The organism is Rhodococcus aetherivorans, from assembly GCF_011058165.1.
Lineage (GTDB): Bacteria > Actinomycetota > Actinomycetes > Mycobacteriales > Mycobacteriaceae > Rhodococcus > Rhodococcus aetherivorans.
Window position 1 is genome coordinate 1 of the sequence record NZ_JAALEG010000113.1, and the last position, 16,129, is coordinate 16,129.

Below are 16,129 nucleotides of genomic sequence, written 5' to 3' on the forward strand. Positions count from 1 at the left end.
CCCCCGGATTCCGGACGCTCGCCGCGGAGATGCTGATGTCCGCGGTGTGGCAGCCTGTCGGACGAGAGCCCATCCCGGTGGCCTACCGCCTGGCCGCACCGTCCGGCGACACCGAACTCGTTCTCGACCTGGACGGCACCCGCCATCGCTTCGACCTGATCGATCTCGGTGCCGACACGGTCCGGGTGCGATACGACGGCGTGGACTACCCGTGTGCCGTCGCGACCCATCGGGACGGCTCGATCTGGATCAACGATGCGACCAGCCAGTCCGGCTGGGTACCGGAACCGCGTCTGCCCGACCGCACCGTGCTGGCCGCGTCCGCGGCGGGCCCGGTCAGTGAGGTGCCCGGGACCGTCGTCGCCGTCCTCATCAGCGAGGGCGACACCGTCGCGGCAGGCCAGAAACTGGTCGTACTCGAAGCCATGAAGATGGAACACCCCGCGCTGGCCGGCGCCGACGGAGTGGTCCAGAAGATCAACGTGTCGGTCGGCCAGTACGTCGACGCGCAGACCGAACTGGTGACAATCGGCGCCGAGGGGGAAGCATGAACACGACACCGTTGCGTATCGCCAACTGTTCCGGCTTCTTCGGTGACCGCTTGTCCGCAGCCCGCGAGATGATCGACGGCGGCCCGATCGACGTGCTCACCGGTGACTGGCTGGCCGAACTGACGATGGGGCTGCTGGCCAAACAGCAACTCCGCAACCCCGGATCCGGCTATGCCCGCACCTTCGTCACCCAACTCGACGACGTGCTGGGTGACTGCCTCGACCGAGGAATCAAGATCGTGTCCAACGCCGGCGGACTCGATCCGCACGGCTGCGCCGCGCAGATCACCGCGATCGCCGAGCGACTCGGCCGCCCCGTTCGAGTTGCCGTCGTCGACGGTGACGACGCCACCGAGCTGTTCGCACGGGAACGCGCTCGCGGCTGGGACGCTCCGCATCTGGACTCCGGTCAGGCCTTTCCCGCTGACGTCGACCCGATCGTCGTCAACGCCTACCTGGGCGCCTGGGGGATCGTCGAGGCATTGCGGGCAGGGGCCGACGTGGTGATCACCGGCCGCGTCACCGACGCCGCCGTCATCGTCGGCCCGGCGGCATGGCACTTCGGCTGGGACCGAACGGACTGGGATGCGCTGGCCGGCGCGGTCGCCGCCGGCCACGTGATCGAGTGCGGTACACAGGCCACCGGAGGCAACTACTCGTTCTTCACCGAGATCCCCGAGATGAGCGAGGTCGGATTTCCGATCGCCGAGATCTATCCGGACGGCTCGTCGGTCATCACCAAACACCCCGGAACCGGCGGTGCCGTCACGACCGAGACGGTCACGGCGCAGCTGCTGTACGAGATCGACGGCCCCCGCTACGCGAACCCCGACGTCGTCACCCGACTGGACACCGTGCACGTGGAATCGGTCGGTGCCAACCGGGTGCGCCTGTCCGGAGTCCGGGGAGAACCGGCCCCGGCGACCGTCAAGGTCGGTGCTGTGTTCTCCGGTGGATGGCGCAACGACACCACCTTCGTCCTGACCGGAACCCACATCGAGGACAAGGCCCGAGTCGTCCAGGATGCACTGTGGCAACGTATCCCGGAGGGAGAGAAGGCATTCGACAGCGTAACCGTGCGGCTGCTGCGTGCCGATCGGTCCGACCCGGCCACGATGGAAGAGGCCGTCGCGCTGCTGACGATCACCGTCACGGGTACGGATCGCCAGCGAGTGAGTCGGTTCTCCCGAGCCGCCGTGGAGATCGGACTGGCCACCTATCCGGGCACGTACTTCACCGCCCCTCCGGGAACCGGCACCGAGTTCACCGTGTTCTGGCCCACCCTCATGCGGTCCGAGCTGTTCGACCAGCGCGTCACCCTCAGCGCGCGCACCTGGACCGTGCCCGGCGCCCCCTCGTCGGCGGAACTGCCCGACATCCACCCGTCCACCCCGCCGAGCACGAAGACGTACGACGGACCGACACAGCAGCTGCCGCTCGGCGCGGTCCTGGGCGCACGTTCGGGCGACAAGGCCGGTAACGCCACCCTCGGCGTGTGGGCCCGCAACGACGAGGGCCACACCTGGCTGCGCTCCTGGTGGAGCGAGGACACCGTGCGGGAGTTGCTGCCCGAAGCGGCAGGCTGCGAGCTGCGAATGTGGGAGCTTCCGCTTCTGCGCGCCTGCGGCGTGACCATCGTCGGGTTGCTCGGCCGGGGCGTGGCCGCCAATCCACACCTCGATTCCCAGGCGAAGGGCCTGGGGGAGTATCTGCGCGCCAAACACGTCGACATCCCGACAGCCCTACTGCCCCTGGAGACCCGATGACCTCCGCGAACGAGCTCTGGTACACCGACGAGCGTCGCGCCCTCCGTGAGGCCGTGCGCGGCTTCACGCGTCGCGAAATCGTGCCGAACCTGCCGGCATGGGAGGAAGCCGGCGAATTACCCCGATCCCTGCACGAGAAGGCCGCCGAGCTCGGCCTGCTGGGATTCGATTTCCCCGAGAAGGCCGGCGGTGAGGGCGACTTCATCGATCTGATGGTCGCCAACGAGGAGATCATCCTCGCCGGCGGGAGCACGGGGGTTACCTCGGCGCTGTTCTCCCATACCATCGGCGCGCCGCATATCGCGGCCGCCGGTGACCCGTGGCAACTCGACGAGTTCGTCCGTCCCGTTGTTGCCGGCACCAAGATTGCGTCTCTCGGCGTCACCGAGCCCGGCACCGGCTCGGACGTCGGCTCCATTACCACTCGCGCGATGCGTGACGGCGACGAGTACGTGATCACCGGCGGAAAGACCTTCATCACCTCGGGAACCCGCGCGGACTTCGTCACGGTCGCCGCCCGCACCGGCGGCCCGGGCCATCGCGGGGTCTCGTTGCTGATCGTCGAGTCCGATCGCCCGGGCTTCACGGTTGCCTCGAGGCTGAAGAAGATGGGGTGGCTGTGTTCGGACACCGCCGAACTCGTCTTCGACCAGGTGCGGGTGCCGGCCCGTAACCTCATCGGGCAGGAGAACACCGGCTTCCTCCAGATCATGCAGCGCTTCGAATCCGAGCGGCTCACGCTCGCAGTGCAGGCGGTGGCGACCGCAGAACGCTGCGTCGGCCTGGCGAAGGAGCACGCGACGGTCCGCACGACGTTCGGCGTGCCCCTGGCCGAACGGCAGGTGATCCGCCACAAGCTCGCGGAGATGCAGCGACAGACGATGGTGGCACGCACCTACGTCCGCGACGTGACCGCTCGGTGGGCGGCCGGTGAGGATGTCGGCGCGGAGGTCGCGATGGCGAAGAACACCGCGGTCGCTGCCTGTGACTTCGTGGTCGACGAGGCGGTACAGATCCACGGTGGCATGGGCTACATGCGTGAGACCGAGGTCGAGCGGCACTATCGTGACTCGCGCATCCTCGGTATCGGCGGGGGGACGAACGAGATCATGAACGAGATCATCGCCAAGCGGTTGCTGGGCGCACCCCGGGTGGACCGATGACGGCCGCCACGCCGATGAGCCGGCAAGAGCTGGTGCGCAGCGAGGTCACCCGGGGCATCGCCACCGTGACGCTCGATTCCCCCCGCAACCGCAACGCGCTGTCCTCGCACCTGTGCTCGCAGATGCTCGCCCAGCTGACGGCGGCCCTGCAGGACGACGAGGTCCGTGTCGTCGTCGTAACCCACACCGGACCGGTGTTCTGCGCCGGCGCGGATCTGAAGGAGGACCCGCAACGCAAGGGTGCCGCTGCGCGGGACTTCTGCGCCGTCCTCGAGTTGTTGTGGACCTCCCCGAAGCCGGTGGTTGCCCGCCTCGCGGGCCCGGCACGCGCCGGCGGCACCGGTTTGGTCGCGGCATGTGATTTCGCCGTCGCGGTAGATACCGTCACCTTTGCCTTCACCGAGGTGCGGATCGGGGTCGTCCCGGCGGTCATCTCGGTGCCGCTGCGACACCGAGTCGTGCCGCATGCGCTTCATCGGCTGTTCCTGACCGGCGACACATTCGATGCTCATCACGCGGCGAGCATCGGCTTGCTCAGTGCGGTGGCGCCGGCCGACGAGCTCGAGGGCGAAATCGATCGCCTCGTCGAGATGCTGCTGATGAGCGCTCCGAGGGCGTGGACCGGAACAAAGCAACTTCTCCGGTCCGATTTCCCGTCGATTGCCGACGAGCTGTCGACGATGCAGGACGTGTCGGCGAGGTACTTCCGGTCCGACGAGGCCAGAGAAGGAATGCGGTCATTCGCCGAGCGGCGCCGTCCGACATGGGCTCCGCACAGCTGAGCGGTCACCTCGCAGCGGCGGGGCAGTGACACCAAGACCTAGGAGAGATGAAATGCAAGGCGGAATCGGGGACTGGATCGTACGGCGTGCACATCGCCGACCCAACGCAACTGCACTGATCGACGGCGAAAGCGGCCGGACGGTGCCGTACGTGGACCTCGAGCGTGACGTGGCCGCCACGGCGGCCTCACTGCACGAACTCGGAGTGCGCCGCGGGGACCGTGTCGCGATCTTGATGGAGAACTCCATCGAATTCGTGCGCGTGCTGTTCGCCGCGGCGAATCTCGGCGCCATCGTCGTCCCGGTCAACTTTCGGCTCAGTTCCCGAGAAGTCCGGTACATTCTCGCCGACTCCGGCGCCCTCGTGCTCGCGGTGTCCGACAGATTCCGGGACCTTGCGACCGATGCCCTGGCCGAGGGCGGGCACGGTGTCCGACAGATCCTCGTCGAGACCGCCGGCGCGCCGATCGGGGACTACCCTGTCTCGAGGCTCGACGAGTTGCTCACTGCGGCTCGGCGGGATCCTGATCCGCTCGTTCGCGCCGAGGACACGTGCGTGATCATGTACACCTCCGGCACGACCGGCTCCCCCAAGGGGGCGATGCTCACGCATGGAAACATGCAGTGGAATGTGTTCAACATGGCCACGGTGGGTAGTGGGCTGTCGAGTTCGACGGCGACCATCGCGGTGGCGCCGATGTTCCACATCGGTGCGCTCGGCCTGTCCGTGCTGCCCATCCTCTATGCCGGCGGCACCGTGATCACGGTTCGCGCGTTCGATCCCGGCCGAACCCTGGAGTTGATGCAGCGGTACCAGACCACGACCCAGTTCATGGTTCCTGCGATGTGGGCGGCGTTGTCGAAGGTGCCGGATTTCGACTCCTACGACGTCTCGTCGATGCAGTACGTGCTCTGCGGCGGCGCTCCGTGCCCGCTTCCGGTGATCGAGTTCTACCAGCAGCGTGGCTGGATGTTCCTGGAAGGGTTCGGGATGACCGAGGCTTCGCCGAATACGCTGTTGCTGGACGAGGAGTCGGTGGTCTCGCACGCCGGTTCGGTGGGCCGACCGTTCATGCACGTCGACGTACGTATCGTCGACAACGAGGATCACGATGTCGCGGTGGGGGAGGTCGGCGAACTGGTCCTGCGCGGACCGAACATCTTCGCCGGGTATTGGGGCCGACCCGCGGAGACGGCCGAAGCCACCCGGGGCGGCTGGTTCCATACGGGAGATCTCGGGCGCGCCGACGCCGACGGTTTCATCACGTTGGTGGATCGGAAGAAGGACATGATCATCTCCGGGGGAGAGAACGTCTATCCGATCGAGGTGGAACAGGTCCTCTACCGCCACCCTGCAGTCTCGGAGGTCGCCGTCATCGGAGTTCCGGACGAAAGGTGGGGGGAGACGGTCGTGGCGGTGGTGGTACCCGAGGGCGACGGCATCGACGAAGCAGAGCTGATCGACTACACACGCAACCGCATCGCACACTTCAAATGCCCGCGTCGGGTGGTGTTTGTCGATGAATTGCCTTACACCGCAACGGGAAAACTTCTCAAGCGCACACTGCGGGAGCAATTCACCGGTGTGGCTGCGACCGTGCACCGCTGACCCGTGAGAGATGCTGGGCCGACCCGTCGGATCGGTGTGCCACGTCAGACCGCTTCCGTCCTCATGATTCGGCGGCGTCCACAGCCGGATGACTCGCGTGTCATATCATCGACGGACGGGCGTGGCCCCGGCGAGCGGCGGAGCCGTCCCGGAAAGGAGACAGGCAATGGCACAGCCCGTGCGAGCGGCATCTTCGGGCAGCGAGGCTGCGGCTGCGGCTGACAGCAAGGGCAACGGTGGCGGCGGCCAGCCGGTGCCGGTCCAGTCGCTGTCGGCGCGCGGCAAGAGAACCCGTGCCGCGCTCATCCAAGCGGCCCGGGACGCTTTCGAGGAGGTTGGCCTCAACGAGGCCCGGGTCGCCGACATCACGCGGCGTGCGGAGGTCTCCTACGGCAGCTTCTACACCTACTTCGAGTCCAAGGAGGAGATCTTCCGGGAAGTGGTCAAGCAGGTGACCGGGGAGATGTTCGAGGCGTCTGCGGTCGGTGACGCGGCGGGCTCGAGCCCTCGGGACCGTTTGGCGGCGGCCAATCGGCGCTACCTGCAGGCGTATGCGCGTAACGCCCGGATCATGGGGTTGATCGAGGAGGTCGCCCCCTACGACTCCTACTCACAGGAGCTGCTCAAAGGGATTCGCGGCCTGTTCCTGGGTCGGATCGAACACGGCGTGCGCCATCAACAGAAGGTGGGTCGGCTCGACCCGGAACTCGATCCGCAGGTCGTTGCCCGGCTCCTCGGCGGGATGATCGAGCAGGTGGCCCGGGCGTCGTTCATCCAGGGCGAGCCGTACGACGAGGATGTCGTCGTCCACACCCTGACCACTTTGTGGTCGAACGCGGTGGGATCTGTGTCCGACGAGTAACCGTTGGTCGAGCAGCAGGCGGCATCTGCCCGGAATTGTGATCTGTACCATATGAGCGAGGCGGGGTAGACGGAGGTGCGATGGACCTGCGACAGCTGCAGTACCTGGTCGCCGTCGCGGAAGAAGGCAGTGTGCGCCGCGCCGCCCGGCGGCTCTACATGGCGCAGCCGCCTCTGTCCCAAGCGTTGCTCCGGCTCGAACGTGATCTGGGTGTCGAGCTCTTCACCCGGACCAGCAGGGGTGTGATTCTCACCGACGCAGGACGAGAACTTGTCGGCCGGGCCCGCGACATCTTGCACCAGGTCGAGGACGCGCGATCCGCCGTGCAGGCGACGGCCCCGGACGACAGCGCGACCTTGCGGATCGGGGCGGTGGCCGGACCGTTGTCCGCCGGCGAGCTCACCAGGCCCATCCTCGAGGCGTTCCGGGCGCTGCACCCCGATGTCACCGTCAGACTGCGGGACACCAGTTTCGCCGATCAGGTCGACCTGGTCGCGAGCGGAGTGATCGATGTGGCGCTTGTGCGTTGCCCCGTCGTGCACGACGACGTCGATGTCATACCGATTGCGGCGGAGCCACGGGCGCTCTTCGTGCGGAGCACACACGAATTAGCGTCCGAGCAAACTCTTTCCGTGGACGACGTCATCGAGTATCCGATGCTCGGCCTCGATGCGCCGGAGTGGTTCTCGAGTTTCTGGCAGTTGGACCCCGAACGCGGGCATTCCCTGGTCGATACGCAACTCCCACCGGTGTCGACGGTGCAGGGCATCCAGCTGGCGCTGGCAGCCGCCCCGCTTGTCGTGACCGGTTGTGCCACGATGGCGCGATTTGCCCCTTCGCCGTTGATTCGGGCCATCGAGTTGCCCGACGCGAGCCCGTCGATCATCGGGGTCGCGTACCGGCGCGGGGACACCAGACCGGTTGTTCGGTCCTTCCTCGAGGCGGCGGCGTCGGCGGCCGCGGAGAACATCGCTCTGCTTCCGAACGCCACCAGCAGCGTCTGAGCCTCCGTCTGCGGGATGGACGCGGCGGGCGTCCAATCGTGCTCCTGCGGGACGGGGACACTTGACCATGTACTTGACATAGATGTCAAATAGATGTCGGTCCTGTGCAGGCACCTTCTGTGCGCTTCTGTGCGCTTCTTCGTCAATCGAAAGGTCTCGAACATATGCACCCTCGCAACGACCCGCCCTGGCTTCAGGGCGCAGGGATCGTCGTCACCGGCGCCGGTAACGGCATCGGCCGCGCGCTCGCGCATCGACTGGCCCGCGCCGGAGCGCGGGTGGTCGTCAACGACCTCGACCCGCACGCATGCATGGCCGTCGCCGAGGAAGTCGGCGGATACGCCGTACCGGGTGATGCGGCAGCCGAAAGTGCCGTACACGATCTGGTCGTGCAGGCACGGCAGGCGATCGGCTCGATCGATGTCTTCTTCGCCAACGCAGGCATCGAGACAGGTGCGAACGACGCGGAACCCGCCTGGGATCGATCATGGAACGTGAACGTGATGGCCCACGTGCGCGCCTTGCGCGAACTCCTGCCCGAGTGGTTGGGGCAGGGGAAAGGACGCTTCGTCGTCACCGCATCGGCAGCAGGGCTGCTCACCATGCTCGGTTCCGGACCGTACTCGGTCACCAAACACGCAGCAGTCGCGCACGCCGAATGGGTCTCCGCCACCTACGGGGACCGCGGCATCACGGTCCAGTGCCTGTGCCCTCAAGGTGTTCGGACCCAGATGTTGCCTACCAACGAGGTCGGCGACGTCGTATTCGGCAAGGGCGTTCTCGAAGCCAACCAGGTTGCCGACGAGGTGCTGAACGCCCTCGGCGACGACCGCTTCTACATCCTCCCGCACCCGCAAGTGGCGCAGTACTACGCCATGCGGGCCACCGAACCCGATCGATGGCTGCAGGGCATGCGACGCCTGCAGCGAAAGATCGACAACGCGGCGTCTACCCGCGCTGCACAGCCCAACGCACCGATGACCGACGAAACGACAGGACCGAAATCGTGAGCACATACGCGCACCTCATCGACGACCTTCAAGCCGAGCAGGCGGCTCTCGACGACGTCGTGGCAGCCTTCGGCGACACCGAATGGAACCGTCTCACCCCCGCGGACGGATGGACGAGCCGGCATCAGATCGCTCACCTCGCCTTCTTCGACGCCGCAGCCGAGATGTCACTCACCGATCCCGAGGCGTTCGCCGAACAGCGACACCGAGCAGATCAGGACCCGGACGCCTACAGCATCGCAGTGCTCGAACCGCTGCTCGAGCTGTCTTCGGCACAACTTCTCGAAACGTGGCGACAGGGTCGCCGATCGCTGCTGCACGCGTTCCGTTCGGCCACGCCCGGCGCGCGCCACCCCTGGTACGGGCCTTCCATGAGCCTGGCGTCGATGGTCACCGCCCGGCTGATGGAGACCTGGGCGCACGGGCAGGACATCGCCGATACCGTCGGCGCCGTGCGGCCGGTGACGTCGCGGTTGGAGCACATCGCCCGGATCGCGTGCCTTGCGCTTCCTTTCAGCTTCGTCAATCGTGGCGTGCCGGTACCGGCCACCGGCGTGCGCGTGTCCCTGTCCGTCGCCCCGGACCGGACATGGGAGTTCGGCGACGAGCACCTCGAGGATTCGGTCAGTGGACCGATCGAGGACTTCTGCCTGGTGCTGACCCGCCGACGCCACGTCGCCGACACCGCCCTGGTCACCACCGGGCCGATTGCCAGGGCGTGGATGACGATCGGTCAGGCCTACGCCGGCCCCCCCGGGCACGGGCGGACGCCTGGTCAGTTCGTGGAGCAGACACCCCAGACCGGGACGGAACAGAGCACACGGGTCTGACCTCGGCCACGACGCGGGCCCACACCGCGAGCATGTCGGTCCTCGCGCATACCGTGTCCACGGTTCATAAATCGTGATTCCCATGTCATATCCGGATTATGGCTGTCCTTCTGCGGTGATATCGGATAAGTCTCACACGATCAAGCCAAATCACTGACATTCCTGTCATTTATGGGAGATGGTGATGTCGCTGACGCTGTAGACGTTCGGCGGTAGAGGTGCAACGAGCCCGAGACGTTCGAGCAGCCCACCCGGCGCGTCGGCACCAAGAGGCCTTGACCGGCTGCAATCGATAATGTCAGGAGCAGACATGCCATCATTCGGAGTTCACACGCCCGAGTTCCCGTCGACCGGCTGCGCGGTGGTGTTCGGCGCCACCGGGGGAATCGGTGCCGCCACGGCGGGCTTGCTCGCCGAACGCGGCTGTGATGTCGTGCTGACCTACCGATCCCGAGAAGCGGACGCGGAGAAACTCGCCGGCTCGATCCGGGAGCTGGGACGCAACGCGACGGCGCTGTCCTGCGACGTGACCGACCGCGAGTCCGTGGCCGCTGTCGTGGACGCCGCGCTGGCCGAGCACGGGCGGATCCACACCGTGGTTTCAGCTGCCGGCCTGGTCTTTCGCACCCGGCCGCTGATCGAGTTCACCGACGACGAATTCGCCGGCGTAATCCAGACCGATGTTCTCGGCTTCTTCAATATCGCCAAGGCAACCGTGCCGGCGCTGCGAGCCGGAGGCGGTGGCTCGATCACCGCACTGATCACCACAGCGGTGGACCGCACGGTTCCCACGGACGCACTGTCCGCCACACCCAAGGCGGCGGTCGCCATGATGATGCGGATGCTGGCCACCGAAGAAGCCGCCCACGGCATCCGGGCGAACGCGGTCGGCCCCGGCGTGGTCGAAGGTGGAATGGTTCCGCCGATGCGCGATGCCGACCAGGTCACGCGCGACCTTCTGGAGCTTGCCGTGGGACAGACGCCGTTGGCGCGCCTCGCGCTCCCCGAAGAAATCGCGGAGGCGATCGCTTTCCTGGCCTCCAGCAAGGCCTCATACATCACCGGGCAACGCCTGATGGTCGACGGGGGGCTCGCCACCTGAGCGACCCCGATCGTCTTGTGCAACGGGCACCCGTGATTGCGAGCGCACCGGCCACGAGCGACCGCATCAGCCGGATCCAGAGGTGCCCCTGAAGCTGTCAACTTTCCTGAGACAGAACGTATTTGAGGTGGATTCCTATCACTTGGGGCAGTCCAGTGCGAGGGGACGGGCCGACGCCGGTTCGGGGGTACCAGGCCCGGACTCGAGCAGACGGAGCGCTCACTTCGAGTCGACAGCACGATCCTGTGACAGCGGGTGATGGAGCTCCCTCCCGTACTGGCTCACTTCCCCTTGGGAATCCATCGGTGAATGGCGGGGCTGGTCAGGGCAAGAACAACACAGCTCGACCGAAGTTTTCCCACCGCTGCCGAATAGTGAATGGAGATGGCATGTTCAAGGCTTACGTCATGATCAAAAGGAAGCCAGGGACCACGCTCGAGGAATTCATCACCTACTACGAGAACAAGCATGCCCCCCTGGCTGTCAAAATGGTTCCGGGCTTGCGCAGATATGTTCGGCACTACTTGCGGAATTGGGAGAATGGCACCTACCGGTCGGACATGGAGGCGCCATACGATGTAGTCACAGAGATTTGGTTCGACGATCGTGCGGCTTTCGATGTCGGCATGGCACAACTGACTTCACCGGAAACAGCCGCCGTCATCGGCGCGGACGAAGAGAAGGTCTTCGATCGACAGTCGATCACCTTTTTAACTGTCGACGACGAACGGGAAACCGATCCCAGCGAATTCATCTGACGATCATCTGCGCAAAGACAGGTGTGCTTCCTCGCCCCAAGTCGGCGTGTGCTCGTAGCCGAGATGTCACGTCGAGCGGGATCGATGACGGTGCGCACGTAGCGGTCCCGGCGACCTGCCTGGACCGCCCACCGGCGCTCCCAGACCCGGCGGCCGGTCACCGGCGCGTACCGCGGCCATGGACGCGGCTGCGGTACGCCACCGCACCCCTCCACACCACCCGACCCGCCACCACACCGCCGCCGCATCGATCGATGGTTGTGGCACCGCGGGATCCGGACACATCCGCTACCACGTCAGTTATGTCGCTCAACAAGAAAGAAGGCTCACCATGAAAGCTTGGATGTTCAAAGGTCTCGGGTCTCCACTCGAGCTCGTCGATCTGCCGGACCCCACGCCGGCCCCCGGTGAAGTCGTGGTCGATCTCAAGGCCGCGGGCCTGTGCCACAGCGATGTCGGCATCACCGACGGCACCCTGACGGAAGTCCTCGGGTTCACTCCTATCATCCTGGGACATGAGGCCGCCGGCATCGTCTCTGCCGTCGGAAAGGGCGTGACCGATGCTGCGATCGGCGACCGCGTCGCGATCAGTGCCATGGGCGACGGACAGAGCGGCGTCATCGGCCAGAAGACGATCGGCATCGGACGCCACGGCGCGTACGCACAGAAGACGATCGCCCCGGCGAGCGAACTCATCCCCATCCCCGACGGGGTCCCGTTCGTCCAGGCCGCTGCAGCAACCGACGCAGGAATGACCTCATACCATGCGGTTTTCGTCCGCGGTGGTCTGCGTCCGGGCATGAAGGTCGGCATCATCGGCCTTGGTGGACTCGGCATGACCGGGGCTCGCATGGCAGTTCTCGGCGGTGCCGAAGTCTATGCCGCCGAGATCAATGCGGAAGTCCACGCCGCAGGCCTCGAGCGGGGCGTCAAGCAGGTCGTCAACGACGTCACGGAACTGGTCCCCTTCGGTCTCGACCTGATCGTGGACTTTGCGGGCTTCGGAACGACCACGGCCGGCGCCATCGAGGCGGTCCGACACGGCGGCCGGATCGTCCAGGTCGGAGTCGGTCGGCAGGAAGCCACGATCAACACGTATCTGCTGGCGATGAAGGACTTGGATCTGGTCGGTTCGGTGGGCGGCACCCCAGCGGACACCGTCGAAGTCATCAAGTTCATTGCTTCCGGCGGCCTGACGATCGCCACCAGGACGATCGGATTCCACGACATTCCTGCCGGCCTGGACGAACTCGCCCGCGGGGTGAAAGGCCAGCGTCTGGTAGCTAGCATCGATGATTGACCCCGTAGATCGGGAGACCCCTGATCTGCAATGGCGCCAGAAGCCTCGGACAATCCGGAGTAACGATATACGCCTGCCTCCATAGAACGGTTCCGCGCTGCGATCTGAGCACCGCTGTCCTAGGTGCACCAGAAGGCACGACATGCGGACCACACGGGGATGCCCGATCGGCCGGATCGGGCATCCCCTCTGCATAGGTACCTTCGATGAGGGCTTCGACCTCGACTTTGATTTCGTTGCGGAGCGGGTATATCGAATCGATGCCGCTGTAGCGGAGAAGGGGAAAGCGCCCTCGGACAGGCTGAAGAGGCTGGCGGCGTCCTTTTCGCGGTCCGCAGTCACCGCCTTCCGACCGACGACCTGTCAGCCGTCGGTGAGAATCAGATCAACCCTGGCGGCTGGATCAACGCGGCTCTCATCACTACCACGCGACTTGAATATGTGGGCAGGGAGGAGTCAAACCTTAGATTGACGTAATCTCCGTTATCGGCCAAATGTATGGCTACATTGAGGCCGAAAATGGGGCTATCATCGAAGCATGACGACGGTACCGCTCGGCGAAGCGAAGGACAAGCTCTCGGCGCTGGTGGACAGTGCCGAAGCCACGCACGACATCATCACGATCACCCGGCACGGCAAACCGGCCGCGGTCCTGATGTCGGCCGACGATCTGGAATCACTACACGAGACGATCTACTGGCTGTCTCGGTCCGGCACCGCCGAGTCGGTCGCGGTCGCCGACCGCGAGTACGCCGCCGGCCAGACCGTCTCGCTCGACGAGCTGCGCGCCGAGCACGGCCTGCCGCCCCGATGACCGAGGAGGCGCCGGCACCCTACGACGTCGCGATCGCCTCACCGGCCCGCCGAGCCCTGTCCCGACTACCGGGGCGGATCGTGCATGCGGTCGTCGAGTTCATCTCCGGCCCACTCGCAGACAATCCCCACCGGCTGAGCAAGCCGCTGCGGAACGATCTCGAGGGCCTGCGCAGTGCCCGTCGCGGCGACTACCGCATCCTGCTCCGCGTCGACGACGAACACCGCACCGTCCTGATCGTCGACATCGACCACCGCGCCCACATCTACCGAACCTGAGTCCCCGAAGCCGAACCTGCAGCTCTTCCCGTACCACCGGGGTTGCCTACGGGGTCGACGGACGTGAGGCGGCACAGGAGTCCGCACCGGACGCCAGCCCGTGCCCATGCGGTCGACCCGCAGATCGCATGCGGACATGATTTAGCATCAGAACCATTGCATCCCAAGGGATTTGATGGATAATCGTGCTTATCCATCATGATCGGTCACGGGTTGCAGAAGACGCGAACCCGTGACGTCCACCATCTCTGGACGCTATGACACGTCCCTGTCGATCGCTCACAAGCGTGCCGAACTGCGGCTTCGTGCCCGACTGGTGCGCCCCGAATCCGCACTGGTCTGATGCTGCACCCGCGAAGGGGCGTACTTGCTGCCGGCGGCCCTCACCTGCACCTTTCTGGCCTGGTGCTTGCACCAAACCTGTCTGTCTGGCACTGTGATGAGTGCACGGGGCATTAGCTCCGGTGAAGTGGACCCGGCAGCCTTCCGGACGGTTGGTGAGCCGGGTTTCGCGTTTCTACCGCACCGCCACGGTCTTGGTGATCAACGGCCGGACCCGGGCAGGCCATTCGCCGCCCTTGGCCAGGCACCAGGCGACCGCGTCGGGAATCCACAGCATCGGTTCCTGCTTGGCGCGCAGATGGTGATACGTCAGCCGATCCCGGATTCCGTGTTTGCCGGTGGCGTCGAACAACGTGCGGCGATCGGACTTGACGGTGGAATCGTCCTGCTCGAGCACCAGACGCGAGACCGACAGCTCGGCAAGGTCGTCCACCAGCGCCTCGAGGCATCGTGGGCGCCCCACCTTGGGTGTCAGCCCGGTCGCGTCGTAGACGTGCACCTGCACGTCCAATGCCTCCAGGGCCGAGCAGATCGTGCGTCGGCGGGCATCGCGCTCGGACTTGAAGTGGATCCGTTCCTGACCCTTCATTCTCAGCGCCGTCAACGTTCTGCGCGCCTGATCGAGCGCCGACGGATCCGCCACTGCGGCCACCACCAGGATGCCGCGGACGGTGTTCTCATCGACGAAAGCGTGCACGAGAGGTCAGCCTAGAGCGACGCCACTTTCCCCTTCCGGATCCCCTTCGATACGCACCAGAGACAGGTGCGCACCTCGAGGGCCCGCATCTCTCCACCCGCGTACTTTCGATGCGCCCACTGTCGACACGGCCGCAGGAGGTCGACCGTCCTCGGGCCTGCCGGCTGTCACCGGTCCGGGGGTGCAGCGGCCGGGCGCACTGCTCGGGCCATCGCGCCGGCATCCCGGGGCGCCCCGCTTTGATTTCCTGCACCGAGTGCCGTAAATGTGGTTGAAGGTTGCACGACCGTCGCCGTCGACTCGGCGAGGCCCGCTGCCGCGCACCGCCACCCCCTGCCGGCGGTGCGCGCGCACCTCGGGCCGACGAGTCGCCCCTCCCGGACGCCCCGCCTTCCCCTGGGGCGGGGTGTCCGGGCCCTCCCCGTCGCCAGGCGGCCACTCGCAGAAGGAAGAGGCACGTTTTGATGATCTCCACCCTGGTCCTCCGCCCGGTGGCCCGCACCCTTGCCGTCGCGCTGATCTTCGCCGATACCGTCCTGGCCACCCGGGTGCCGCCGCTGCCCGATTGGGACGACGCCGGCCATCCCGCCCGCTACTGAACACCCACGGCCGTTCCGAGTACCGCATCCTGCTCCGAACAGACCTGCATCGCACCGACGCCGCCGTGGCATACCCCGCACTCCGATCGATGACACGCGCTGGCGGACACATGCGTGCGCTGCATCCATGCCACGAATGCAGCATTCGCATCGCAGCGGACCGGGCCTACGGCTCGACACCGCCGCCCCGGGTCTTCGCACTCGGTGGGCGCTTGTATCGCCTGCGGGCCGAGGCGCTCGCCCCGGCCCGCAGCGCAGCCGCGTTCGTACTCGCTCGCAGCCCTGCTGGGCGTGCTTGCCCGGCATGGTTGACCGGAGCTCACGGGCGGCATTCCTGCTCCCCCGGCTCGATGCTGCGTCGCAGGCAGGGCCCTCAGTTCTGATCGTCCAACGATGCGAAACGAACGTCCCGCCAGAATTCGCACCGCAGAGCCAATGACCGGTGCTGATCCCACTCCCGCAGCGCCGCCACATACCGGGCATGTGGGGCGGTGTCCCGTTCGACGCTGAGCTCGAGAACGGGAAATCCAGCCGCGGTTGCGTCCATCAGGATGGTGTACGAGCCGGATCGGATCCCGATGACCGGCGTGTCGTAACCGAACGAAAGACGGTCACCGCGTGATTCTTCGAGAGAGCTACCAACTCGACTCGACGAAAGAGCA

General features: G+C 66.0%; 16 protein-coding genes and 1 pseudogene. 15 read left to right on the forward strand and 2 right to left on the reverse strand.

Features of this window, described 5'->3' with window-relative positions; genetic code table 11:
* The 14 genes from G6039_RS27275 to G6039_RS27340 form a co-directional block, all read left to right on the forward strand.
* On the forward strand, window positions 1-551 hold a 551-nt coding region (locus tag G6039_RS27275; RefSeq protein WP_164528154.1), incomplete at its 5' end, for an acyl-CoA carboxylase biotin carboxyl carrier protein subunit.
* Window positions 548-2,317: an acyclic terpene utilization AtuA family protein gene (locus tag G6039_RS27280; RefSeq protein ID WP_029546896.1), complete on the forward strand. Its 1,770-nt coding sequence runs from the start codon at window positions 548-550 to the stop codon at window positions 2,315-2,317. The genes G6039_RS27275 and G6039_RS27280, both read left to right, overlap by 4 nt.
* Complete coding sequence (locus G6039_RS27285; RefSeq protein WP_029546897.1) at window positions 2,314-3,480, forward strand: acyl-CoA dehydrogenase family protein; 1,167 nt, start codon at window positions 2,314-2,316, stop codon at window positions 3,478-3,480. Before G6039_RS27280 ends, G6039_RS27285 begins: the two co-directional genes overlap by 4 nt.
* A complete protein-coding gene (locus tag G6039_RS27290) occupies window positions 3,477-4,262 on the forward strand; it encodes an enoyl-CoA hydratase-related protein (RefSeq protein ID WP_029546898.1) in 786 nt (261 codons plus the stop codon). The genes G6039_RS27285 and G6039_RS27290 overlap by 4 nt, the downstream gene beginning before the upstream one ends.
* Before the next feature lie 52 nt (window positions 4,263-4,314).
* Entirely contained in the window at window positions 4,315-5,871 is a 1,557-nt protein-coding gene (locus G6039_RS27295; RefSeq protein ID WP_029546899.1) for an acyl-CoA synthetase, read from the forward strand.
* A 166-nt stretch (window positions 5,872-6,037) separates the two neighbouring features.
* Window positions 6,038-6,733, forward strand: coding sequence for a TetR/AcrR family transcriptional regulator (locus G6039_RS27300; protein WP_029546900.1), 696 nt, complete (start codon window positions 6,038-6,040; stop codon window positions 6,731-6,733).
* A gap of 80 nt (window positions 6,734-6,813) precedes the next feature.
* On the forward strand, window positions 6,814-7,737 hold the full coding sequence (locus tag G6039_RS27305) for a LysR family transcriptional regulator (RefSeq protein ID WP_029546901.1): 924 nt from the start codon (window positions 6,814-6,816) through the stop codon (window positions 7,735-7,737).
* Window positions 7,738-7,901: 164 nt separating this feature from the next.
* On the forward strand, window positions 7,902-8,747 hold the full coding sequence (locus G6039_RS27310; protein ID WP_029546902.1) for an SDR family oxidoreductase: 846 nt from the start codon (window positions 7,902-7,904) through the stop codon (window positions 8,745-8,747).
* Window positions 8,744-9,577: a TIGR03084 family metal-binding protein gene (locus tag G6039_RS27315; RefSeq protein ID WP_051359227.1), complete on the forward strand. Its 834-nt coding sequence runs from the start codon at window positions 8,744-8,746 to the stop codon at window positions 9,575-9,577. The genes G6039_RS27310 and G6039_RS27315 overlap by 4 nt, the downstream gene beginning before the upstream one ends.
* Window positions 9,578-9,938: 361 nt before the next feature.
* Entirely contained in the window at window positions 9,939-10,679 is a 741-nt protein-coding gene (locus tag G6039_RS27320; RefSeq protein WP_029546904.1) for an SDR family NAD(P)-dependent oxidoreductase, read from the forward strand.
* Window positions 10,680-11,068: 389 nt separating this feature from the next.
* Window positions 11,069-11,437: an EthD domain-containing protein gene (locus G6039_RS27325; RefSeq protein WP_029546905.1), complete on the forward strand. Its 369-nt coding sequence runs from the start codon at window positions 11,069-11,071 to the stop codon at window positions 11,435-11,437.
* Window positions 11,438-11,768: 331 nt separating this feature from the next.
* Window positions 11,769-12,737, forward strand: coding sequence for a zinc-binding dehydrogenase (locus tag G6039_RS27330; protein ID WP_029546906.1), 969 nt, complete (start codon window positions 11,769-11,771; stop codon window positions 12,735-12,737).
* Between the two features lie 538 nt (window positions 12,738-13,275).
* Window positions 13,276-13,551, forward strand: a complete 276-nt coding sequence (locus tag G6039_RS27335) for a type II toxin-antitoxin system Phd/YefM family antitoxin (RefSeq protein ID WP_029546907.1) — start codon at window positions 13,276-13,278, stop codon at window positions 13,549-13,551.
* Window positions 13,548-13,829 (forward strand): type II toxin-antitoxin system RelE family toxin, encoded by a 282-nt coding sequence (locus tag G6039_RS27340; RefSeq protein WP_029546908.1) that lies wholly within the window; start codon window positions 13,548-13,550, stop codon window positions 13,827-13,829. Before G6039_RS27335 ends, G6039_RS27340 begins: the two co-directional genes overlap by 4 nt.
* Before the next feature lie 517 nt (window positions 13,830-14,346).
* On the opposite strand, the gene G6039_RS27345 is transcribed toward G6039_RS27340, so the two are convergent.
* Window positions 14,347-14,868, reverse strand: coding sequence for a hypothetical protein (locus G6039_RS27345; protein WP_029546909.1), 522 nt, complete (start codon window positions 14,866-14,868; stop codon window positions 14,347-14,349).
* 464 nt (window positions 14,869-15,332) lie between these two features.
* Between G6039_RS27345 and G6039_RS31150 the strand changes: the two genes are divergently transcribed.
* Window positions 15,333-15,467 carry a hypothetical protein gene (locus G6039_RS31150; protein WP_006937388.1) on the forward strand — a complete coding sequence of 45 codons (135 nt, stop codon included), beginning with the start codon at window positions 15,333-15,335 and terminating at the stop codon, window positions 15,465-15,467.
* 373 nt (window positions 15,468-15,840) lie between these two features.
* On the opposite strand, the pseudogene G6039_RS30865 reads toward G6039_RS31150, so the two are convergent.
* A pseudogene (locus G6039_RS30865) lies at window positions 15,841-16,129 on the reverse strand (hypothetical protein); the annotation flags it as partial.

Bases quoted from the DNA above. Each gene is read 5' to 3' on its own strand.
- G6039_RS27280 (WP_029546896.1), top strand. From the start codon at position 548: ATGAACACGACACCGTTGCGTATCGCCAACTGTTCCGGCTTCTTCGGT.
- G6039_RS27285 (WP_029546897.1), top strand. From the start codon at position 2,314: ATGACCTCCGCGAACGAGCTCTGGTACACCGACGAGCGTCGCGCCCTC.
- G6039_RS27290 (WP_029546898.1), top strand. From the start codon at position 3,477: ATGACGGCCGCCACGCCGATGAGCCGGCAAGAGCTGGTGCGCAGCGAG.
- G6039_RS27295 (WP_029546899.1), top strand. From the start codon at position 4,315: ATGCAAGGCGGAATCGGGGACTGGATCGTACGGCGTGCACATCGCCGA.
- G6039_RS27300 (WP_029546900.1), top strand. From the start codon at position 6,038: ATGGCACAGCCCGTGCGAGCGGCATCTTCGGGCAGCGAGGCTGCGGCT.
- G6039_RS27305 (WP_029546901.1), top strand. From the start codon at position 6,814: ATGGACCTGCGACAGCTGCAGTACCTGGTCGCCGTCGCGGAAGAAGGC.
- G6039_RS27310 (WP_029546902.1), top strand. From the start codon at position 7,902: ATGCACCCTCGCAACGACCCGCCCTGGCTTCAGGGCGCAGGGATCGTC.
- G6039_RS27325 (WP_029546905.1), top strand. From the start codon at position 11,069: ATGTTCAAGGCTTACGTCATGATCAAAAGGAAGCCAGGGACCACGCTC.
- G6039_RS27330 (WP_029546906.1), top strand. From the start codon at position 11,769: ATGAAAGCTTGGATGTTCAAAGGTCTCGGGTCTCCACTCGAGCTCGTC.
- G6039_RS27335 (WP_029546907.1), top strand. From the start codon at position 13,276: ATGACGACGGTACCGCTCGGCGAAGCGAAGGACAAGCTCTCGGCGCTG.
- G6039_RS27340 (WP_029546908.1), top strand. From the start codon at position 13,548: ATGACCGAGGAGGCGCCGGCACCCTACGACGTCGCGATCGCCTCACCG.
- G6039_RS31150 (WP_006937388.1), top strand. From the start codon at position 15,333: ATGATCTCCACCCTGGTCCTCCGCCCGGTGGCCCGCACCCTTGCCGTC.